We start from the raw sequence: 15914 nt of genomic DNA, 5'->3' as shown, positions 1-15914 counted from the left end.
TCCGGGAGCCGCAGGTATTCGCAAATCGAGCCAAGCCAACCTGGGTGCCCTCGCTTGCGTCAAGGCTTGATAAGTCCCTCATGAATGGCGATCGCAAGGGCCTGCTCACGCGTCTTGGCGCCCAACCGGTGGCGTGCGTTGCGAACATGCATGTCCACTGTAACGGGTCTGATACCAAGCTTGTAGGCGATCTGATCGGTGCGCATGCCATTGGCCAGCCACAAAAGGCATTCAGCTTCCCGTTTGGTCAACCGAAGGCCCCGATGTTGCGTGCCAACCGAGACCATTTTCTGGTCCGCAAGTGCAGCACATACCTGAAAGAGAGAGCCGGATCTTTGTCTGAGATCTTCCATCTGCTTCCGGTTCAGATCGGAAAGCAAATTCCAGCCTCGGCGCATTTGCGGATCTTCGCTCGGCATCTTCATTGCCAAGCCACTGATCAAACCGAAATCGGACGCGCGATGGATTACGGCTTTTTCTTTAGGTCTCAAAAACGGATAGTCGCAAAGAAACTCAAGACCGGTTGTAAACATCTCGGGCGTATGCTCGCTTCGCGTAAACAGAGGATCTATGAGGTCATCTTCTTCGGAAAAATACGCCGCCTGCCAATCGGAAACCGAGGTTGATAGCCGTGTATCGTCTTCGGTGAGCCTCCCCCCTCCGTTCCTCACGCCGTGCTGTACGCCAATGAACCCCTGGTTCTCGAAAAACTCGCACGTCGCGCTCCAGACAATGTCCATATCTTTGGCAAAAACGATCTTCGTGGCAAAATCTTCGAGCACTCGATTCATTCAAAATTCCTGAGAGACGGCTAAGGTTCGCTCAAAAGCGTATCAGCTAACTTTAGGGAAATCGATAACGCGGCAAAGCCAACTGTTTCTGATACTTGCAGGCAATTCCCTACGTCCAGACACCACGCGAGCATAAGGATTTATTGGTATTTTTAATCCGATTCACTTCACTCGGAGGCGTGCTACGGCAAGATCAGCCGGTACTTTTTCCATGAGATCCATTACCGGAGAATGCTCAAACCTTAATCGGCTTAGGCGGTCAAAGCGGGCTAGCAACAAAGGCGGCTTGACGGAGGGTTATAGCAACCTGAAACGATTTGCGGGCGTCGTACCTGCTCATTCGAACCCAGGCGAGCTGAACCTGGACCGGTAATTCTCGCCTTTGACCAAAGCGTTATATTGGCCAGCTTGCGGCACTGCGGTAAATGGGCTACGCAAGACCCGAAAATTTCTCAGGTGCGGACCGGGATTGAGCACGTAAGCGTGACGGGCAGTCAAAACCGGACAGCACATCAGGATAAACAAAAGGGGTTTCTGTATGGCCGACAACAACGCCAAGCTCAACGTCGGTGGCGCCGACCACGATTTCGACGTTCTTGACGGATCCATCGGACCGTCAGTCGTGAACATTTCGTCCTTGTACAAGGACACCGGCATGTTCACATATGACCCTGGCTTTACGTCAACTGCATCCTGTGAATCCAAGATCACATATATCGACGGTGACGAGGGTACGCTGCTGTACCGCGGATACCCGATCGACCAGCTTGCCGATCATGGCGACTTTCTTGAGTCCTGCTATTTGCTCCTTTATGGCGAACTGCCGACCAAGGTGCAAAAGGATGACTTTGTGAATCGCGTGACCTATCACACGATGATTCATGAACAGATGAACCGTTTCTTCTCTGGCTTCCGCCGCGACGCTCACCCTATGGCCATCATGGTGGGAACTGTAGGCGCGCTGTCGGCGTTCTATCACGACTCGACGGACATCACCGATCCGCACCAGCGCATGGTCGCTTCGCTTCGCATGATAGCGAAAATGCCGACGATTGCCGCGATGGCCTATAAGTACCATGTCGGTCAGCCTTTTGTGTATCCGCGCAACGATCTCGGATATGCAGCAAACTTCCTTCATATGTGTTTCGCTGTTCCCTGTGAGGAGTACAAAGTCAATCCGGTCCTCGCGCGCGCCATGGACCGTATTTTCATTCTCCACGCAGACCACGAACAGAATGCCTCAACCTCGACAGTGCGGCTTGCCGGTTCATCAGGCGCGAACCCGTTTGCCTGCATTGCCGCGGGTATTGCATGTCTTTGGGGCCCGGCTCACGGCGGCGCAAACGAAGCCGCACTGAACATGCTCTCTGAAATCGGGTCCGTGGATAACATCCCCGAGTACATTGAGCGGGCCAAGGACAAGGATGACCCGTTCCGCCTGATGGGCTTTGGCCACAGGGTCTATAAGAATTATGATCCCCGCGCCCGAATCATGCAGAAGACGACACATGAAGTTCTGGGCGAGTTGGGTATCAAGGACGATCCGCTGCTCGATGTTGCAATCGAGCTGGAAAAAATCGCTTTGAACGACGAATATTTCATCGACAAGAAGCTCTATCCCAACATCGACTTCTACTCAGGTATCACGCTGCGGGCTCTCGGCTTCCCGACAACGATGTTCACTGTTCTGTTCGCACTGGCGCGAACAGTCGGCTGGATCGCTCAGTGGAAAGAAATGGTGGAAGACCCTTCTCAGCGGATCGGGCGCCCGCGTCAGATCTATACTGGCGCCACCAAACGGGATTACACGCCGATCGATCAACGGCGTTAAAGTCGAAAAACCTAACGTTCGTACGAAGCACAAGAAAAGATGCCTCCGGTTTGCCGGGGGCATTTTTTTAACGCAACGTTCTCCCGGCATTGTCAATGAACATGCGCAGAGAGAACACGCACCAACGGCTAGTTTTACTTAAAATCCCACAACGAATCTCCAAATTTTAAGTCAAAAATACAACTAATACGAAATTTTTTTCTATGTACTATTTTTTACAGATTCTCTAAAGAATCTTAGCGCGATCTCTCCAATGAAATACGATAAGTGAATTAGGTTATCTGTAATAATACATAGATTCATTCAATAAGCTTGCTTTATACAAAAGTAAGGAATCCCCAACTACCTTCGCTTGAATTTATCAGATGAATCAATCGTTGGCGACTTCGAGGGGGCAAAATGAAAATTCTGAAATTTGCTACCGATCTTAAATTCGGTGTAAAGGTCGGTGGAAGCTTCGCGGCAGTTGTCGCTTTGACGGGCCTTGTTGGCGGTGTCGGCGCCTACAGCGTCATGACTCTTTCAGACAGAATGGAAATTGCCAGACAATCGACCTCCGCGATCGCACAGCTGCAAAACCTGGCAAGCAAACGCGAAGACTTTCTTGCGTCTCAGAACATCGAGGCAGCCAATGCTGCACTCGTTGATATCGACGGACTTGGAAGCGAACTTGCTACGTTGGAAAAGCAGCTTGCCGGTGAGACACTGGCAAAAAATCAGGTGGAGGAAGCAGCTGCGGCAGTCACCGAGTTTCACACCGCCTTCGAAAACGTCGTGGCACTCACGCAGTCGCAATCTGAAAAAAGGACCCGGCTCGAAGAGGCCGTCCGCGAGCTTGAGGCCGCCGCTGCCGACATCCTCGGCAAAGCTATCATTGCGCGAATTGGTATCAGCTCCGACGATACCAACGCACGCAGAACAATGGTAAGCGCCAACAAGGTGGGACAGGCTGCCGCTAGCTATCAGGAACAGGTGCTGACGCTTCAAAATCTGTTCTCGGCAGCAGCAAACAATGCGTCTCAGATTGCTGAGATCAAGACCCGTCTCGACGAACTGGCACCCGCCGCCATGAAAATGGCGTCAAACAGTTTCGAAGGCATTGACCGCGCGGAATTCAAGAAACTTTCTGACAAGACTAAAGACGTCGCGCTGATTTTGGAGAAGCTGTCAGCGACCAAGGATTATATCGAGATTTTCGACCTGACGGACACAGCAAAGGCAGGTTTCGAAGAACTCGTCATGAATGTGAAACAGATACTGACCGAGACGACCGCGGCGATCGACAAGGTCAACGGCGAGGCCGAGCAAATCAGCTACAACTTCTTTGCGGCCGACAATGTATCAAGCACTGTCATGCAGCTGGAGGCGGATGCGCATGCCCTCAAGGCAGCTACATTCTACTTCATGGTGTTTCCCGGCGAGGAAACCCAGAATGCAGTCGTTGAAGGCGTCTCCGCCCTGAAAGAACTGACGTCGAGGCTCGAAGTCGGATCAAAGGATTTCCCGGCGATCTTGGAAATGATCCCCGTAGTCGCTCAGTCGCTGGACACATTCCACGACACTTTTGATGGGTTGGCTTCCAACGAGTTTGCACTTGCTTCCGAAATTTCAGCAATGAAAACGCTCTCTGAGCGCGTCAGATCGCGGATCTCAACAATCTCTGCAGGCCAGAGCGCCACTGCACAGGCTTCAAGTTCCAGAGCCTTGAGCGTTATTAGTTTTGCCCTGTTGGCAGCGGTTGCAGCCGGCGGTGGGCTCGCCTTTGCGCTCAATCTTGCCGTGACCAGACCTTTGCGTAAAACAACAGCGACCATGTCCATGCTCGCGGAAGGCAACACGGCAGTCGAGATTGATGGCTCTGAACGGGGCGATGAGATCGGCGACATGAGTAGAACCCTTCAGGTGTTCCGTGACAACGCTGTTGAACGTGTTCGTCTCCAGTCGGAAACCGAACAGGAACAGCACTTGCGCGCTGCTCGCCAGGCCAGTGTTGAAGAACTCATCGCCGAGTTCCGCGAAAAGGCTTCCGAAGCACTTGGAACTGTTGGGGAGACAGCAAAGACCCTTGATGGCGCGGCGCAGGATCTCAGCTCGCTTGCCAATCGGAGCTCCAGTCTGGCCGACAGCACATTCGGTATTACGGACGAAGCGACCCAGAACGTACAGACAGTCGCCAGCGCTGCAGAAGAACTTTCCGCGTCAATTGCTGAAATCGCCCGCCAGGTAAGCCAGACGACACAGGTTGTGGGACGAGCGACAGAAGGCACTCAGCTCACGAATACAAAGGTCAACAGTCTTGCCGAAGCTGCAACAAAAATCGGCGAGGTCGTCAATTTGATCCAGGCAATCGCCGAGCAGACAAACCTCCTCGCCTTGAATGCGACGATCGAAGCTGCCCGGGCCGGTGAAGCCGGCAAGGGATTCGCGGTCGTGGCGGCGGAAGTCAAGGAACTGGCGACACAGACCTCAAGGGCAACGGAGGAAATCAGCTCACAGATCTCGGAGATCCAAACGGCAACTGAAGACGCTGTTTCTGCCATTCAGGACATTACCGAGACAATGGAAGAGGTCAATGAATACACCGCAACCATCGCGGCAGCCGTTGAGGAACAAGGTGCCGCCACCAATGAGATTTCGGTCAATGTTCAACGCGCCGCCCAAGGCACCGGTTCGGTAAAAACAAATATGTCGGACCTTTCAGACGCGGTTTCCCAAACCAGCCAATCCTCAAGTCTTGTTCTGACAGCATCCGGTGAATTGTCACGCAGGACAGACACGCTGAACAAGGAAGTTGGCAACTTCCTCGACAAGGTGGCAAACGCTTGAGCCGCAGCTGTCTCCGGGCGCTCCAATAGCAGGAGCGTCCGTTCCGGCTGTCACGCCAAGCGGATGCAGCCTTCATGGTCACCTTCTACCGGCTATCGTGCGGAATTCATGGTCCGGATGACGATGCCGACGGCCGCGTCTTTCTGACTGTGACCGTCGGGGAGACGCATAAGATCGTCCAGACGGCTGAGTTCGCTCAGCTGAAACTGCCTCTCCGGCCCATCGGTCAAGAGGCCAATCAACTTCCTGGCCAGAACTTCCGGATCAACTTCTTCATCAAGAAATGCCGGAATCGCTCTGTTTCCCAGAATAATGTTCGGCAAGACGAACGAGTCTACATTGGCGAGTTTGAAGAGCCGGTTGAGTTCTTTCAGTCTGCGGAAAAACCAGTCAACCTTATAGGCAACCACCATCGGAACGCCTGACAAGGCGAGTTCGAGCGACACTGTACCTGAAGCCGCCAATGCGGCATGTGCACGCCGGAAAGCCGCCTGCTTTTCGTCCAGACCGGTCAGTACTTTCGGCTGAAATTCCCAACTTTTGACTTCTTGTCTGATCCTTTGTTCCAGATGCCCGACGGCAGGAAGCAGGACTTCAAGGCCCGGCATTTCTTTCTTGAGGTGTGCAACGGTTTTGCCAAAGTCGGGCAGCAAACGGTCAATTTCGCTGCGGCGGCTGCCGGGCAGCACAACAAGAACACCGTTGTCCTTCAACAGGGGCGCGCGTTCATTCCCTGCCGGACGCAGATCACCCACGTTTTCGACGAGCGGATGGCCGACGTAATGTGTCGGCGGTCCGCCGAGCTTTTTGTGAACCTCTGGCTCAAAGGGCAACAAGGCCAGCAATTGATCGACATAGGCGCTCATATTCTTCGCCCGTCCGGGCCGCCAGGCCCACACCGACGGCGACACGTATCCTACTATCGGTATGTGCGGTGCGCGCTTGCGGACCCGGCGCGCTACATTGTGCGTAAAGTCTGGACTGTCGATGATCACCAATACGGCCGGATCAGCTGCAACGATTGCGTCCACGGTTTGATAGACCCGCCGAATGATGAGTGGCAGCCGTGCGAGCACAGCGCTAAGTCCCATGACCGATACATCCGAGATGTCGAAGAAACTGGAGAGGCCAAGGTTTGTCATGCGCTCGCCGCCGACGCCACAGTAGCGAGTTTCCTCACCAAGCTTGGCATCCAGGGCTTTCATGAGTTCCGAACCGAGCTGGTCTCCCGACTCTTCACCGGCAACCAGGCAAATCGTCGGCCCAGTGCTTGTCATGTCTCGGTTTCCCCGGGTTCCTCCGTCCGCTCGATACCGATTACGAATATATCCATCGCATCGGCTTTTTTAAGCGTCTCATCCTTGTCTGCGATCAGCGCTCCCTGGGCCTCCACGGCGACCCCAGACAGGCCCGCTGCTACAGCAAGCTCAATTGTCTTTGGCCCCACCGTCGGCAGGTCAACTCGAAAATCCTGATTGCGTTTGGCGGTCTTGACGAGCACACCGGAACGACCTTTGGTCCTGACACGTCCACTGCGCTTCAATTCGCAGCAGCGCTCCAGCATTGCGTCGGTTCCTTCTGCTCCTTCAAGCGCCACAACACGGCCTCCGATGGCAACCGCAGCCTGCCCGATATCGAGCTCGCCGAGTTTTTCGGTAGCCTTGAGCGCAAGTTCCAGATCGTGCTGGTCGTCAGAACTTGGCCTCGTCCGACCCAGTACGCCGCTTGAAGCAAGCAGCTGCGGCGCAACATCCTTGATACCCACAACGCGAAACCCCTCGCTCTCAAAAAGACGAATAACTTTCGTCAATAGGCTGTCATCACCGCCGGTCAGCGTTCGAAAAATTGTCGGTAATCTCTGCATGGTCCCGAAGTCGCCAAGGATGGACGTGAAATCGGGTCGTCGGGACACACCACCGATCAGAAGAACATCCCGGCATCCAGTTTTTTCAAGAAAGTTGTAAAGCCTGCCGATTTCGCCCCACCCAAGTTCCGCGCTCGCGCGTTCTCGGGTCGCCGCTTCGGCTTCGCCTTTGATGGCAACAATCTTAACGTCACGCCCGGCCAGCACCAACGCATCAGCGATCTGTCCGGGAAGACTTCCGTTTCCGGCTATCAGGGCAAGGCGCCCGCTTTGCCCCCCGATCGGATCGGACATGGCTTTAGTCTTCGTTGCGCGGCGTGCAAAAACGCCGGTCTTCCTTTTCCAAAATGAAGTCTGTTACAGTCTTCACCAGGGGTTGATCACCCGTTTCCAGTGCAAGCGCTTCTGCTCGACTGCGGAGTGTGCCGTCCTCACCTTCGAACAATGCCCTATAGGCTGCTCGCAGCGCATGAATCTGTTCACGCGGGATACCTTTGCGCTTCAGGCCGATGAGGTTCAGTCCGGCGAGACGTGCTCTGTCCCCAATCACCGAACCGTAGGGAATGACATCAAATTCAACACCTGTCATGCCACCGACGATCGCACCAGTACCGATGCGCGACCATTGCCGAACTGCGCTCAAGCCGCCAAGAATGACGAAATCATCAAGTTCGACATGCCCGGCGAGCGTCGCATTGTTTGCCAAAATAGCGTGGTTTCCAACCTGGCAGTCGTGACCAATGTGAGACCCCATCATGAAGAGACAATTGTCCCCGACCTTCGTCAGACCACCGCCACCCTCGGTGCCCGGGCTCATGGTTACATGTTCGCGGATCTGGTTGTTTGAACCAATCTCAAGGCGCGTGACCTCACCTGCAAACTTGAGGTCCTGCGGTTTGTGTCCGATGCTGGCAAACGGAAAAATATGGGTTCCAGGACCTACACTCGTATGACCGGCGACGGCCACATGGGCTTCAAGGATTACACCTTCCCCGAGGCTCACGTTCGGTCCGACGATTGAATACGGACCAATGCGAGTGCCCTCGCCGATCACGGCCCCGTCTTCAACGATGGCCGTTTGATGTATCTGTGTCATTTGTCCTCACGCATCTATCAGCATCGCACTGACTTCAGCTTCTGCAACCTTTGTTCCGTTTACCTGTGCGACTGCGTCGAATTTCCAGATATTGGAGCGTTGCTTGATTTTTTTGACGTGGAAGTGCACCTGGTCGCCAGGTTCCACGGGTTTGCGAAATTTCGCCTTGTCGATGGTCATGAAGTAGACCAGCTGCGGCGGCGCGTCTACACCACGCGCATGAACGCACAATGCACCAGCGGTTTGCGCCATTGCTTCGATAAGCAGCACCCCTGGAAATACCGGCCTTTCAGGGAAATGACCGGTGAAATGAGGTTCGTTGATGGTGACGTTCTTTATTCCGATACAACTGTTATCGCCATCCATCTCAATGATCTTGTCGATAAGCAGGAAAGGATACCTATGCGGCAGAAGCTTCATGATTTTCATGATATCTGCGCTGGCAAGCGTCTTTTGTTCTGCGTCTTCCATGAAGTGCCCCTTGGCGGATTAACTCCGTAAAGTTCTATTTCATCAGCCCGTTTACGATTCGTTGCCGCGTTCTGCAAGCTTTCTTACAGCAGCAACCTCTCTGAACCACTGCTTTACCGGCTTTGCCGGTGTACCACCATAGCGGCCACCCGGAGCCAGATCTTCGTTGACCACGCTGACGGCGGCAATCTGAGCGCCCATACCAACAGTTACGTGACCTCGCACGCCGCTCTGCCCGCCGATCGCGACAAAATCTTCCAGCGTGCAGCTCCCAGACAACCCAACCTGGGAAACCAGAACGCAGTGACGACCTATGATCACGTTGTGGCCGATTTGGACCTGGTTGTCGATTTTCGTACCTTCACCGATAATCGTATCGCGGTTGGCGCCACGGTCGATGGTCGTATTCGCACCGATTTCAACATCGTCCTGGATAATCACGCGCCCGACTTGCGGCACTTTCAGATGCCCCTGCGGACCCATCGCATACCCAAAACCATCCTGGCCGCAACAAACCCCCGGATGAAGAGCGACCCTGTTTCCAAGCACCGAATGCTGCACGGAGCAATTCGCGCCGATGACGCAATCGCGCCCGATCTTCGTGCCGCGACCGATAACAGCATTCGCCCGAACAACACTGCCTGAGCCGATTTCAACATCCGCGCCGATAACGGCCCCTGGCTCGACGGTTACGTTTTCCTCCAAGACCGCAGTCGGATCAACGACCGCCTGCTCGGATATTCCTGAAAAATGCGCATCTTTCGGCGACATGGCAGCCGGATAGAGCCGTGCCAGAACCTGCGCCCAGGACCGGTAGGCATCCGAACACACAAGGACCGCCACCCCTTCGGGAACCTTGTCCTTGTGCCTCTTGCTAACAAGGCAAGCGGCAGCCCCCGTGGTTTCGAGCTGCTTCAAATAGACTGTGTTGTCAAAGAATACCAGGACACCTTCGCCGGCATCTTCAAGCGGTGCAACCCCGACAATTTCAAGCCCGCCGTCTCCCCGAATGATTTCGGCATCGGCCCATTTTGCGATCGTCTTCAGCGATACAGGATCAGGGACTGCAAAGAACCTCGGCTCGGACATGGTCTCATCCTTTTTGAGAGGCCAACAAAAAAGGCCGCCGTTAGACCCGGCGGCCGTTTTCTAACTTAAATGACCACAGTTTAGAAGCGGGTACCGCCACTCAGTCTGAAGAGCTGTGTTTTGTCTGAGTCTTCTTTTACGAGCGGGTATGCGAAATCCGCACGAATGGGTCCGAAAGGCGACTGCCAGCGAATACCCGCTCCGACAGAAGCCCTGATCGACAAATCGTCGGAGTCGATACGACCCCCATTGTTCTCGACAAGGTTTACAAGATCACTGTCGGCGTCCCACAAGGAGCCTGCATCTGCAAACACAGCTCCGCTCAGGCCCAGTTCCTTTGGAATGAGCGGGAACGGGAACGTGCCTTCGGCTGTGGCGGCAAAGTAGAACCGGCCGCCGATCGCATCGTCTGTCGACGCATCACGCGGTCCGATACCCTGGTTTTCAAAACCGCGAATCAGGTTGCCACCAAGCATGAACTGCTCCGAAACTCTGAGCCGTTCGTCACCGATCGCCATGATATTCCCACCACGGACCCGCAAGCTTCCAACCAAACCGTAATCCGCCAGGATTTCCTTGTAAGCACGCGCCTGGGCTTCCGTCTTGATGTAGTAGCTGTCGCCACCAAGCCCTGCGAATTGCTGACCGAAGGAGGCAAAGATGCCATCTGACGGATCGATGTTCCTGTCCAATGTGTTGTAGCGCAGATCGTACCCGACGAGCGACGTAAGGTAGGTCCCGAGCGAGTCACAGACAGCAAGCGAGAGATTGGACGTGTTACAGTTGTTGATGCTCGTGGACTGATTGTCCGGATCCGAGTTCTCTTCCTGGAAAATATTGTAGAACAGTCGCAGGGTCAGCTCGTCTTCACGCAATGGGAGCGTAAAGCCAAAGCCGCCGCCAGTTTTTTTCTGGTCGAAGGAACGATAATCGTTGGCATCGTCTACACGGCGGTAGATATCGAGATCCAAAGCGACGCGGCGGCCCATAAAGAAGGGCTCAACAAAACGGAACTCATAGGACTGGGTATCCGTACCGCCGCCGACGGAGAGTTTCACGAACTGACCGCGTCCAAGGAAGTTCTTCTCGGTTATGGAGATGTCGCCGATAATACCGTCAACTGTCGAATAACCCACACCAAACGAAATTTCACCGGTTGGCTTTTCTTCCACGCGAACGTTCACGACCACACGGTCAGGAGCACTCCCCTGCTGGGTCGTGATCGAGACGTTCTCGAAAAATCCGAGGTTGCGAAGACGGCGTTCAGCCTTATCCACCAACGCCCTGTTGAACGCATCCCCCTCGACGATATCGAACTCTCGGCGAATGACATATTCGCGTGTACGGTCGTTTCCAATGATGTTGATCCGTTCGATATAGGCGCGCGGACCTTCCTCAATGTAGTAGATCAGAGAGATTGTATTGTCTTCGTAGTTGCGCGAACCACGCGGGCGAACCCGGGCAAACGCATAGCCTTCTTCCGATACCCGCAAAGTGATTTCTTCAACAGACTGCTCGACGCGAAGCGAGTTAAACGTCTGGCCACTGCGTGTGCGAACCAGTTTGCGCAGGTCTTCAGGGTCGACTTCCGCAATCGTCGACACGAGCTCTACTTCGCCGATCTTGTACTTTTCACCTTCATCAACCGTGAAAGTGACATAGAAAATGTTCTGCTCGCGATCGAGATCGGCGCTTACAGAAACAATTCTGAAATCCGCGTAGCCTTTTTTATTGTAATAACGGCGCAGCAATTCTTCGTCAGCGGCAAGACGATCGGGATCGTATGTGTCTGTGCTGCGCAGAAAACTCAGCAATCCGCTCTCGCGCGTCCGGATCACATCCCGCAAGCGGCCGTCACTGAAGGCTTTGTTGCCGATAAAGCTAATGCGCTCCACGCCAGTCTTGGCGCCTTCGTTGATCTCGAACACCAGATCGACGCGGTTCTGACCACGATCGATGATCTGCGGCTCGACGGAAGCGCCGAAGCGACCGGAGCGCCGATAGGATTCCAGAATGTTTTGAACATCGGCTTGAACGCGGGCACGGGAAAGAGTCGTTCTCGGCTGAGAACGAACCGCCGTTTCGAGTGCGTTGTCCTTGATCTTTTTGTTGCCTTCGAAAGAGACCCTGTTGATGATCGGGTTTTCGGAGACAGTCACTATAACGGTGCTGCCACGCGGGGTGATATCTACCGTGGCAAACAGACCTGTCGCGTATAGCGCCTTCAGCGACTCATCGACGTCAAAGGCGCTGTACGAGCGCCCCGGTACGATCGTCATGTAACTGATGACGGTTTCATCCTCGATACGGGTATTGCCCTGCACCTGAATGCTTCGGGCGACGGCTGCTTCTGCAACGCTTACAAAAGACAGTTGCCCCGCCAATTGAGGCACCACCGACCCAATCGAAAAAATGGCCGCTGCAAAAAATACGGCCCGTGTAAGTTTCTGCAATCGCTGCATTATTGCGCTATGCCTTTTTTTAGTACCCCATCCGAAGAACCTGCATTCACCCCAGCAGATTCTTGGAACCGACGAACGTTTTATAGGTTTTTGCCGATAACGCAACTGCCGTTCGAGGCCGAAAGCGATTTAGTCTGAAGACGTTGCGTCTATGTCACGGCTTTCAGGAATCGTTTGATACGAGACGCAAGATATCCCTCCAGGTTACAAAAACCATTAGCATAAGTACCAAGCCCAATCCGATGCGGAATCCGACGTCCTGAACTCGCTCGCTTAGCGGCTTGCCGCGAAGTGCTTCCGCGGCGAAAAACACCAGATGTCCGCCGTCAAGGATCGGCACCGGCGCCAGATTGATCAGCCCGATACTGACGGACAGAACAGCAGCAAGGGAAATCAGAGGTATGATGCCGTGTTCGGCAACTTTTCCCGAAATTTCCGCAACCCGGATCGGGCCTCCCAGCTGATCTGCGGATTGGCGCTGTGTGATCACACCCCAGATATAGCTGACTGTGCCGTCCATGATCCGGTAGGTTTCCTTGGCTCCCTCACCCAAAGCGCCAAGCGGGCTGTATTTGATGCGGACCACGTTTTCAGGATCCGCGCTGCCCCTGAGGCCGATATCCCCGGCCATCTGCCGCTCACCGAAGAAAACTTCCTTTTCCTTGGAATCGGGCGTGACGGTAAGATCTACGAGCTTCCCGCCACGGTCCACTTCGAATACAAGTGGCGTGTTGGCATTCATAAGAACGATTTGCCGAAGCTCTCCAAAGGTGTGGATTTCGCGCCCGTCAATTTGCTTCACGACATCACCGGCAAGAATGCCGCCACGCGCTGCAGCACCATCAGGAAAAACTTCTTCGACGACCGGCACAAGTCCCTGCTTGCCTGCAGAAGCGAACAACGCGCCGAATATTGCAATCGCAAGCAGGAAATTCGCGATCGGTCCCGCGGCAACGATAGCCGCACGCTGCCAGACCGGTTTGGCAATGAACGCTGTTTTGCGTTCTTCTTCGCTCATATTGGCAATGAGTTCGCGGCTGGGAACACTGGCGGCGTTTTCGTCGCCGGCAAACTTCACATACCCGCCGAGCGGGATCATGCACAATTTCCAGCGCGTTCCCTTCTTGTCATTCCAGCCGAAAATTTCTCGACCGAAACCGACGGCGAATGCATCGACCTTGACGCTACACCAGCGTGCGACCGCAAAGTGCCCAAGCTCATGGAAAAAAACCACAATTGTCAAAACAAACAAGAAGGGAATGATCGTTCCGACAATGAGGGAGTAAGCAGAAACTATGAGATCCATAAAGGGGCCCGATCTTACGCAACTAAGCTATTATCGCACCACTCTATTAATAAGAGAATTACGGCGCGTTAATGGTAGGATTACATTTATTGAAGCGGCATCAGTGTGATGACCGCCGTGACGTGATCCATTCTAGGGTTTTTTCCCGCGCTTCCCAATCCAGAGCAATCACGTCGTCAACACTTTTTGAGGCCGACAGTCTGCCTGATGCTTCAAGTTGGTCCAGCACAGCGTCGATCGCCACAGAAATCTCCAGAAAACCGATTTTCCTATTGAGAAAAGCATCAACCGCAATTTCATCGGCGGCATTCATCGCGGCCGGTGCAGCACCGCCTGCCCGCATGGCGTCCAGCGCTGTACGCAATGCCGGAAACCGGTCGGGATCCGGTTTTTCGAACGTCAACGTCCCAAGCTCAGCGAGGTCCAAGCGCTTGACGGCGACCGGCATGCGTTCGGGAAACGCCAGGCAATGCGCGATGGGTGTTCGCATATCCGGGCTTCCCATCTGTGCAAGCAGCGAGCCATCCTTGTACTGCACCAAACCATGTACTGCTGACTGCGGGTGAACCAGAATATCCAACTGGTCATGATCAACAGGGAAAAGATGTGACGCCTCAATCACTTCCAGTCCTTTGTTCATCATACTTGCACTGTCTATTGTAATCCTTGCACCCATGTCCCAGTTCGGATGCTTCAACGCCTGTTCCGGCGTGGCATTCGCCATTTCCGCCTTTGACCAGGATCTGAAAGGTCCCCCCGATGCCGTGAGAATGACTTTCTCGATCTGATCGGCCTGAGCGTTTTCGAAAACCTGGAATATGGCATTGTGCTCACTGTCGACCGGGAGAAGTTCTGCACCCGTCTCACGAATCCGTGCCACAAAAAGATCACCCGCACACACTAGGCATTCCTTGTTGGCAAGAGCAATACGCCTTCCCGGCTTAATGGCGCGAAAAGTCGGCTCCAGTCCTGCTGCGCCGACGATCGCTCCGACGACGAGATCCGTCTCACGGTCCACCGCTTCGTTGACGGCGTTTCGGCCCGTTGCCGTCTCAATACCCTTTCCGTCCAGGCTCTCAACCAATTGGCCGTAGTGTTCTTCCTCGGCAAGAACTGCCAGAGAGGCGTTCAGGCGAATTGCCAGGTCCGCAAGTGCCTGCGCGTTCCTGTTTGCAACAAGGGCAACGACTTCGAAGCGGTCCGGATTTCGTTCGACAAGATCGGCAAGGCTTTGACCGATGGATCCCGTCGCCCCGAGGACAGTTATTTTGACAGGTCCCTGCCCATCCAGCTGCCCGGTTTCAGACGACATCGACATTTCCCCAAGCTCAGCCAAGCCCCATCCCCGCTATTGGGTCCGATATCGAACCGCCTGCAACCAAACCAATGAAAACCGCGAATATCGCCGCAGCAACCAGCCCGTCCACGCGATCCATAATGCCGCCGTGTCCTGGAATGAGCCGACTTGAATCCTTAACGTCGAACCTGCGCTTGATTGCCGATTCCAGCAAATCACCAGCCTGTGAAACGATCGAAAGGATCATTGCCAATACTGCCCAGGCAACAAGGTTATCCGCTCCCGCGAAGGCAACCACCCCCGTACCAAACAGGGTAGCGCAAATCAGTCCGCCGACTGCGCCTGACCAGGTCTTTTTCGGCGACACGCGTTTCCACAATTTGGGACCGCCAAAGGCGCGCCCAGCAAAATAGGCAAAGATGTCCGTTGCCCAAACGACAAACATAAGGAAAAACGCGAAAAGCAAACCATCTGTCCCCTCCCGGATCACCAGAAGGGAAAACAGTGCCAGCCCGCTGTAAAGCACGCCTTCCGCGCCCCATCGGCCGGTCTTGTTGAACCCGCTGACTGCGAATGTTGCAGCCGCGCCCAAAACCAAAGCGACAAGCCCTAATTCGGGCAAATCTGCAAATTCAAGAACGGCGAGTGCAACGAGCGTTACTATACTGATTACGGTTGCCGCATGCGCTTCGCGTGCGCCGGTGATGGTGATCCATTCCCAGAGGAACAAGGTCGCGGCCAAAAGCGTCAACAAGGCAAATGCGGTCCCGCCCCAATAGGTGATGAGCAACACCAGCGGTCCGAGAATGACAGCGGAAATGAGCCGCAGCTTGAGGTCTGCCGTTTTGGAGTTTGATTTTGCAGTGTCAGCCATCACGCAG

Annotated in this window: 12 protein-coding genes; 2 read left to right on the top strand and 10 right to left on the bottom strand. The window is 54.4% G+C overall.

Going from position 1 to position 15914, the window contains the following annotated elements; all coding sequences use genetic code 11:
* Positions 1–59 precede the first annotated feature (59 nt).
* Positions 60–791: a LuxR C-terminal-related transcriptional regulator gene (locus tag Q0915_RS30175; RefSeq protein ID WP_299484051.1), complete on the bottom strand. Its 732-nt coding sequence runs from the start codon at positions 789–791 to the stop codon at positions 60–62.
* A 538-nt stretch (positions 792–1329) separates the two neighbouring features.
* On the opposite strand from Q0915_RS30175, the gene gltA reads away from it, so the two are divergent.
* Positions 1330–2622: a citrate synthase gene (gltA, locus tag Q0915_RS30170; RefSeq protein ID WP_299484050.1), complete on the top strand. Its 1293-nt coding sequence runs from the start codon at positions 1330–1332 to the stop codon at positions 2620–2622.
* A 399-nt stretch (positions 2623–3021) separates the two neighbouring features.
* Positions 3022–5448: a methyl-accepting chemotaxis protein gene (locus tag Q0915_RS30165; RefSeq protein WP_299484049.1), complete on the top strand. Its 2427-nt coding sequence runs from the start codon at positions 3022–3024 to the stop codon at positions 5446–5448.
* Between the two features lie 92 nt (positions 5449–5540).
* On the opposite strand, the gene lpxB is transcribed toward Q0915_RS30165, so the two are convergent.
* The 9 genes from lpxB to Q0915_RS30120 all read right to left on the bottom strand — a co-directional run bounded on the left by lpxB (position 5541) and on the right by Q0915_RS30120 (position 15907).
* Positions 5541–6725: a lipid-A-disaccharide synthase gene (gene lpxB / locus Q0915_RS30160; protein WP_299484048.1), complete on the bottom strand. Its 1185-nt coding sequence runs from the start codon at positions 6723–6725 to the stop codon at positions 5541–5543.
* Positions 6722–7606, bottom strand: coding sequence for a UDP-2,3-diacylglucosamine diphosphatase LpxI (gene lpxI, locus Q0915_RS30155; RefSeq protein ID WP_299484047.1), 885 nt, complete (start codon positions 7604–7606; stop codon positions 6722–6724). Before lpxI ends, lpxB begins: the two co-directional genes overlap by 4 nt.
* Positions 7607–7610: 4 nt before the next feature.
* Complete coding sequence (gene lpxA / locus Q0915_RS30150) at positions 7611–8408, bottom strand: acyl-ACP--UDP-N-acetylglucosamine O-acyltransferase (RefSeq protein WP_299484046.1); 798 nt, start codon at positions 8406–8408, stop codon at positions 7611–7613.
* A gap of 6 nt (positions 8409–8414) precedes the next feature.
* Complete coding sequence (gene fabZ, locus Q0915_RS30145; protein WP_299484045.1) at positions 8415–8879, bottom strand: 3-hydroxyacyl-ACP dehydratase FabZ; 465 nt, start codon at positions 8877–8879, stop codon at positions 8415–8417.
* A 51-nt stretch (positions 8880–8930) separates the two neighbouring features.
* On the bottom strand, positions 8931–9968 hold the full coding sequence (gene lpxD / locus Q0915_RS30140) for a UDP-3-O-(3-hydroxymyristoyl)glucosamine N-acyltransferase (protein WP_299484044.1): 1038 nt from the start codon (positions 9966–9968) through the stop codon (positions 8931–8933).
* Positions 9969–10048: 80 nt separating this feature from the next.
* Positions 10049–12430 (bottom strand): outer membrane protein assembly factor BamA, encoded by a 2382-nt coding sequence (gene bamA / locus Q0915_RS30135; protein WP_299484043.1) that lies wholly within the window; start codon positions 12428–12430, stop codon positions 10049–10051.
* A 163-nt stretch (positions 12431–12593) separates the two neighbouring features.
* On the bottom strand, positions 12594–13736 hold the full coding sequence (gene rseP, locus Q0915_RS30130) for an RIP metalloprotease RseP (protein WP_299484042.1): 1143 nt from the start codon (positions 13734–13736) through the stop codon (positions 12594–12596).
* Between the two features lie 100 nt (positions 13737–13836).
* The gene (locus Q0915_RS30125) at positions 13837–15048 is read right to left on the bottom strand and encodes a 1-deoxy-D-xylulose-5-phosphate reductoisomerase (protein ID WP_299484041.1); all 1212 of its coding nucleotides are present in this window, start codon (positions 15046–15048) and stop codon (positions 13837–13839) included.
* A gap of 16 nt (positions 15049–15064) precedes the next feature.
* Positions 15065–15907, bottom strand: coding sequence for a phosphatidate cytidylyltransferase (locus Q0915_RS30120; RefSeq protein WP_299484040.1), 843 nt, complete (start codon positions 15905–15907; stop codon positions 15065–15067).
* Positions 15908–15914: the final 7 nt, after the last annotated feature.

The sequence above is a fragment of the uncultured Roseibium sp. genome (genome assembly GCF_947494555.1).
GTDB lineage: Bacteria > Pseudomonadota > Alphaproteobacteria > Rhizobiales > Stappiaceae > Roseibium.
The sequence above is the reverse complement of the archived record's forward strand: the minus strand, read 5'-3'. Positions and strand labels throughout refer to the sequence as shown.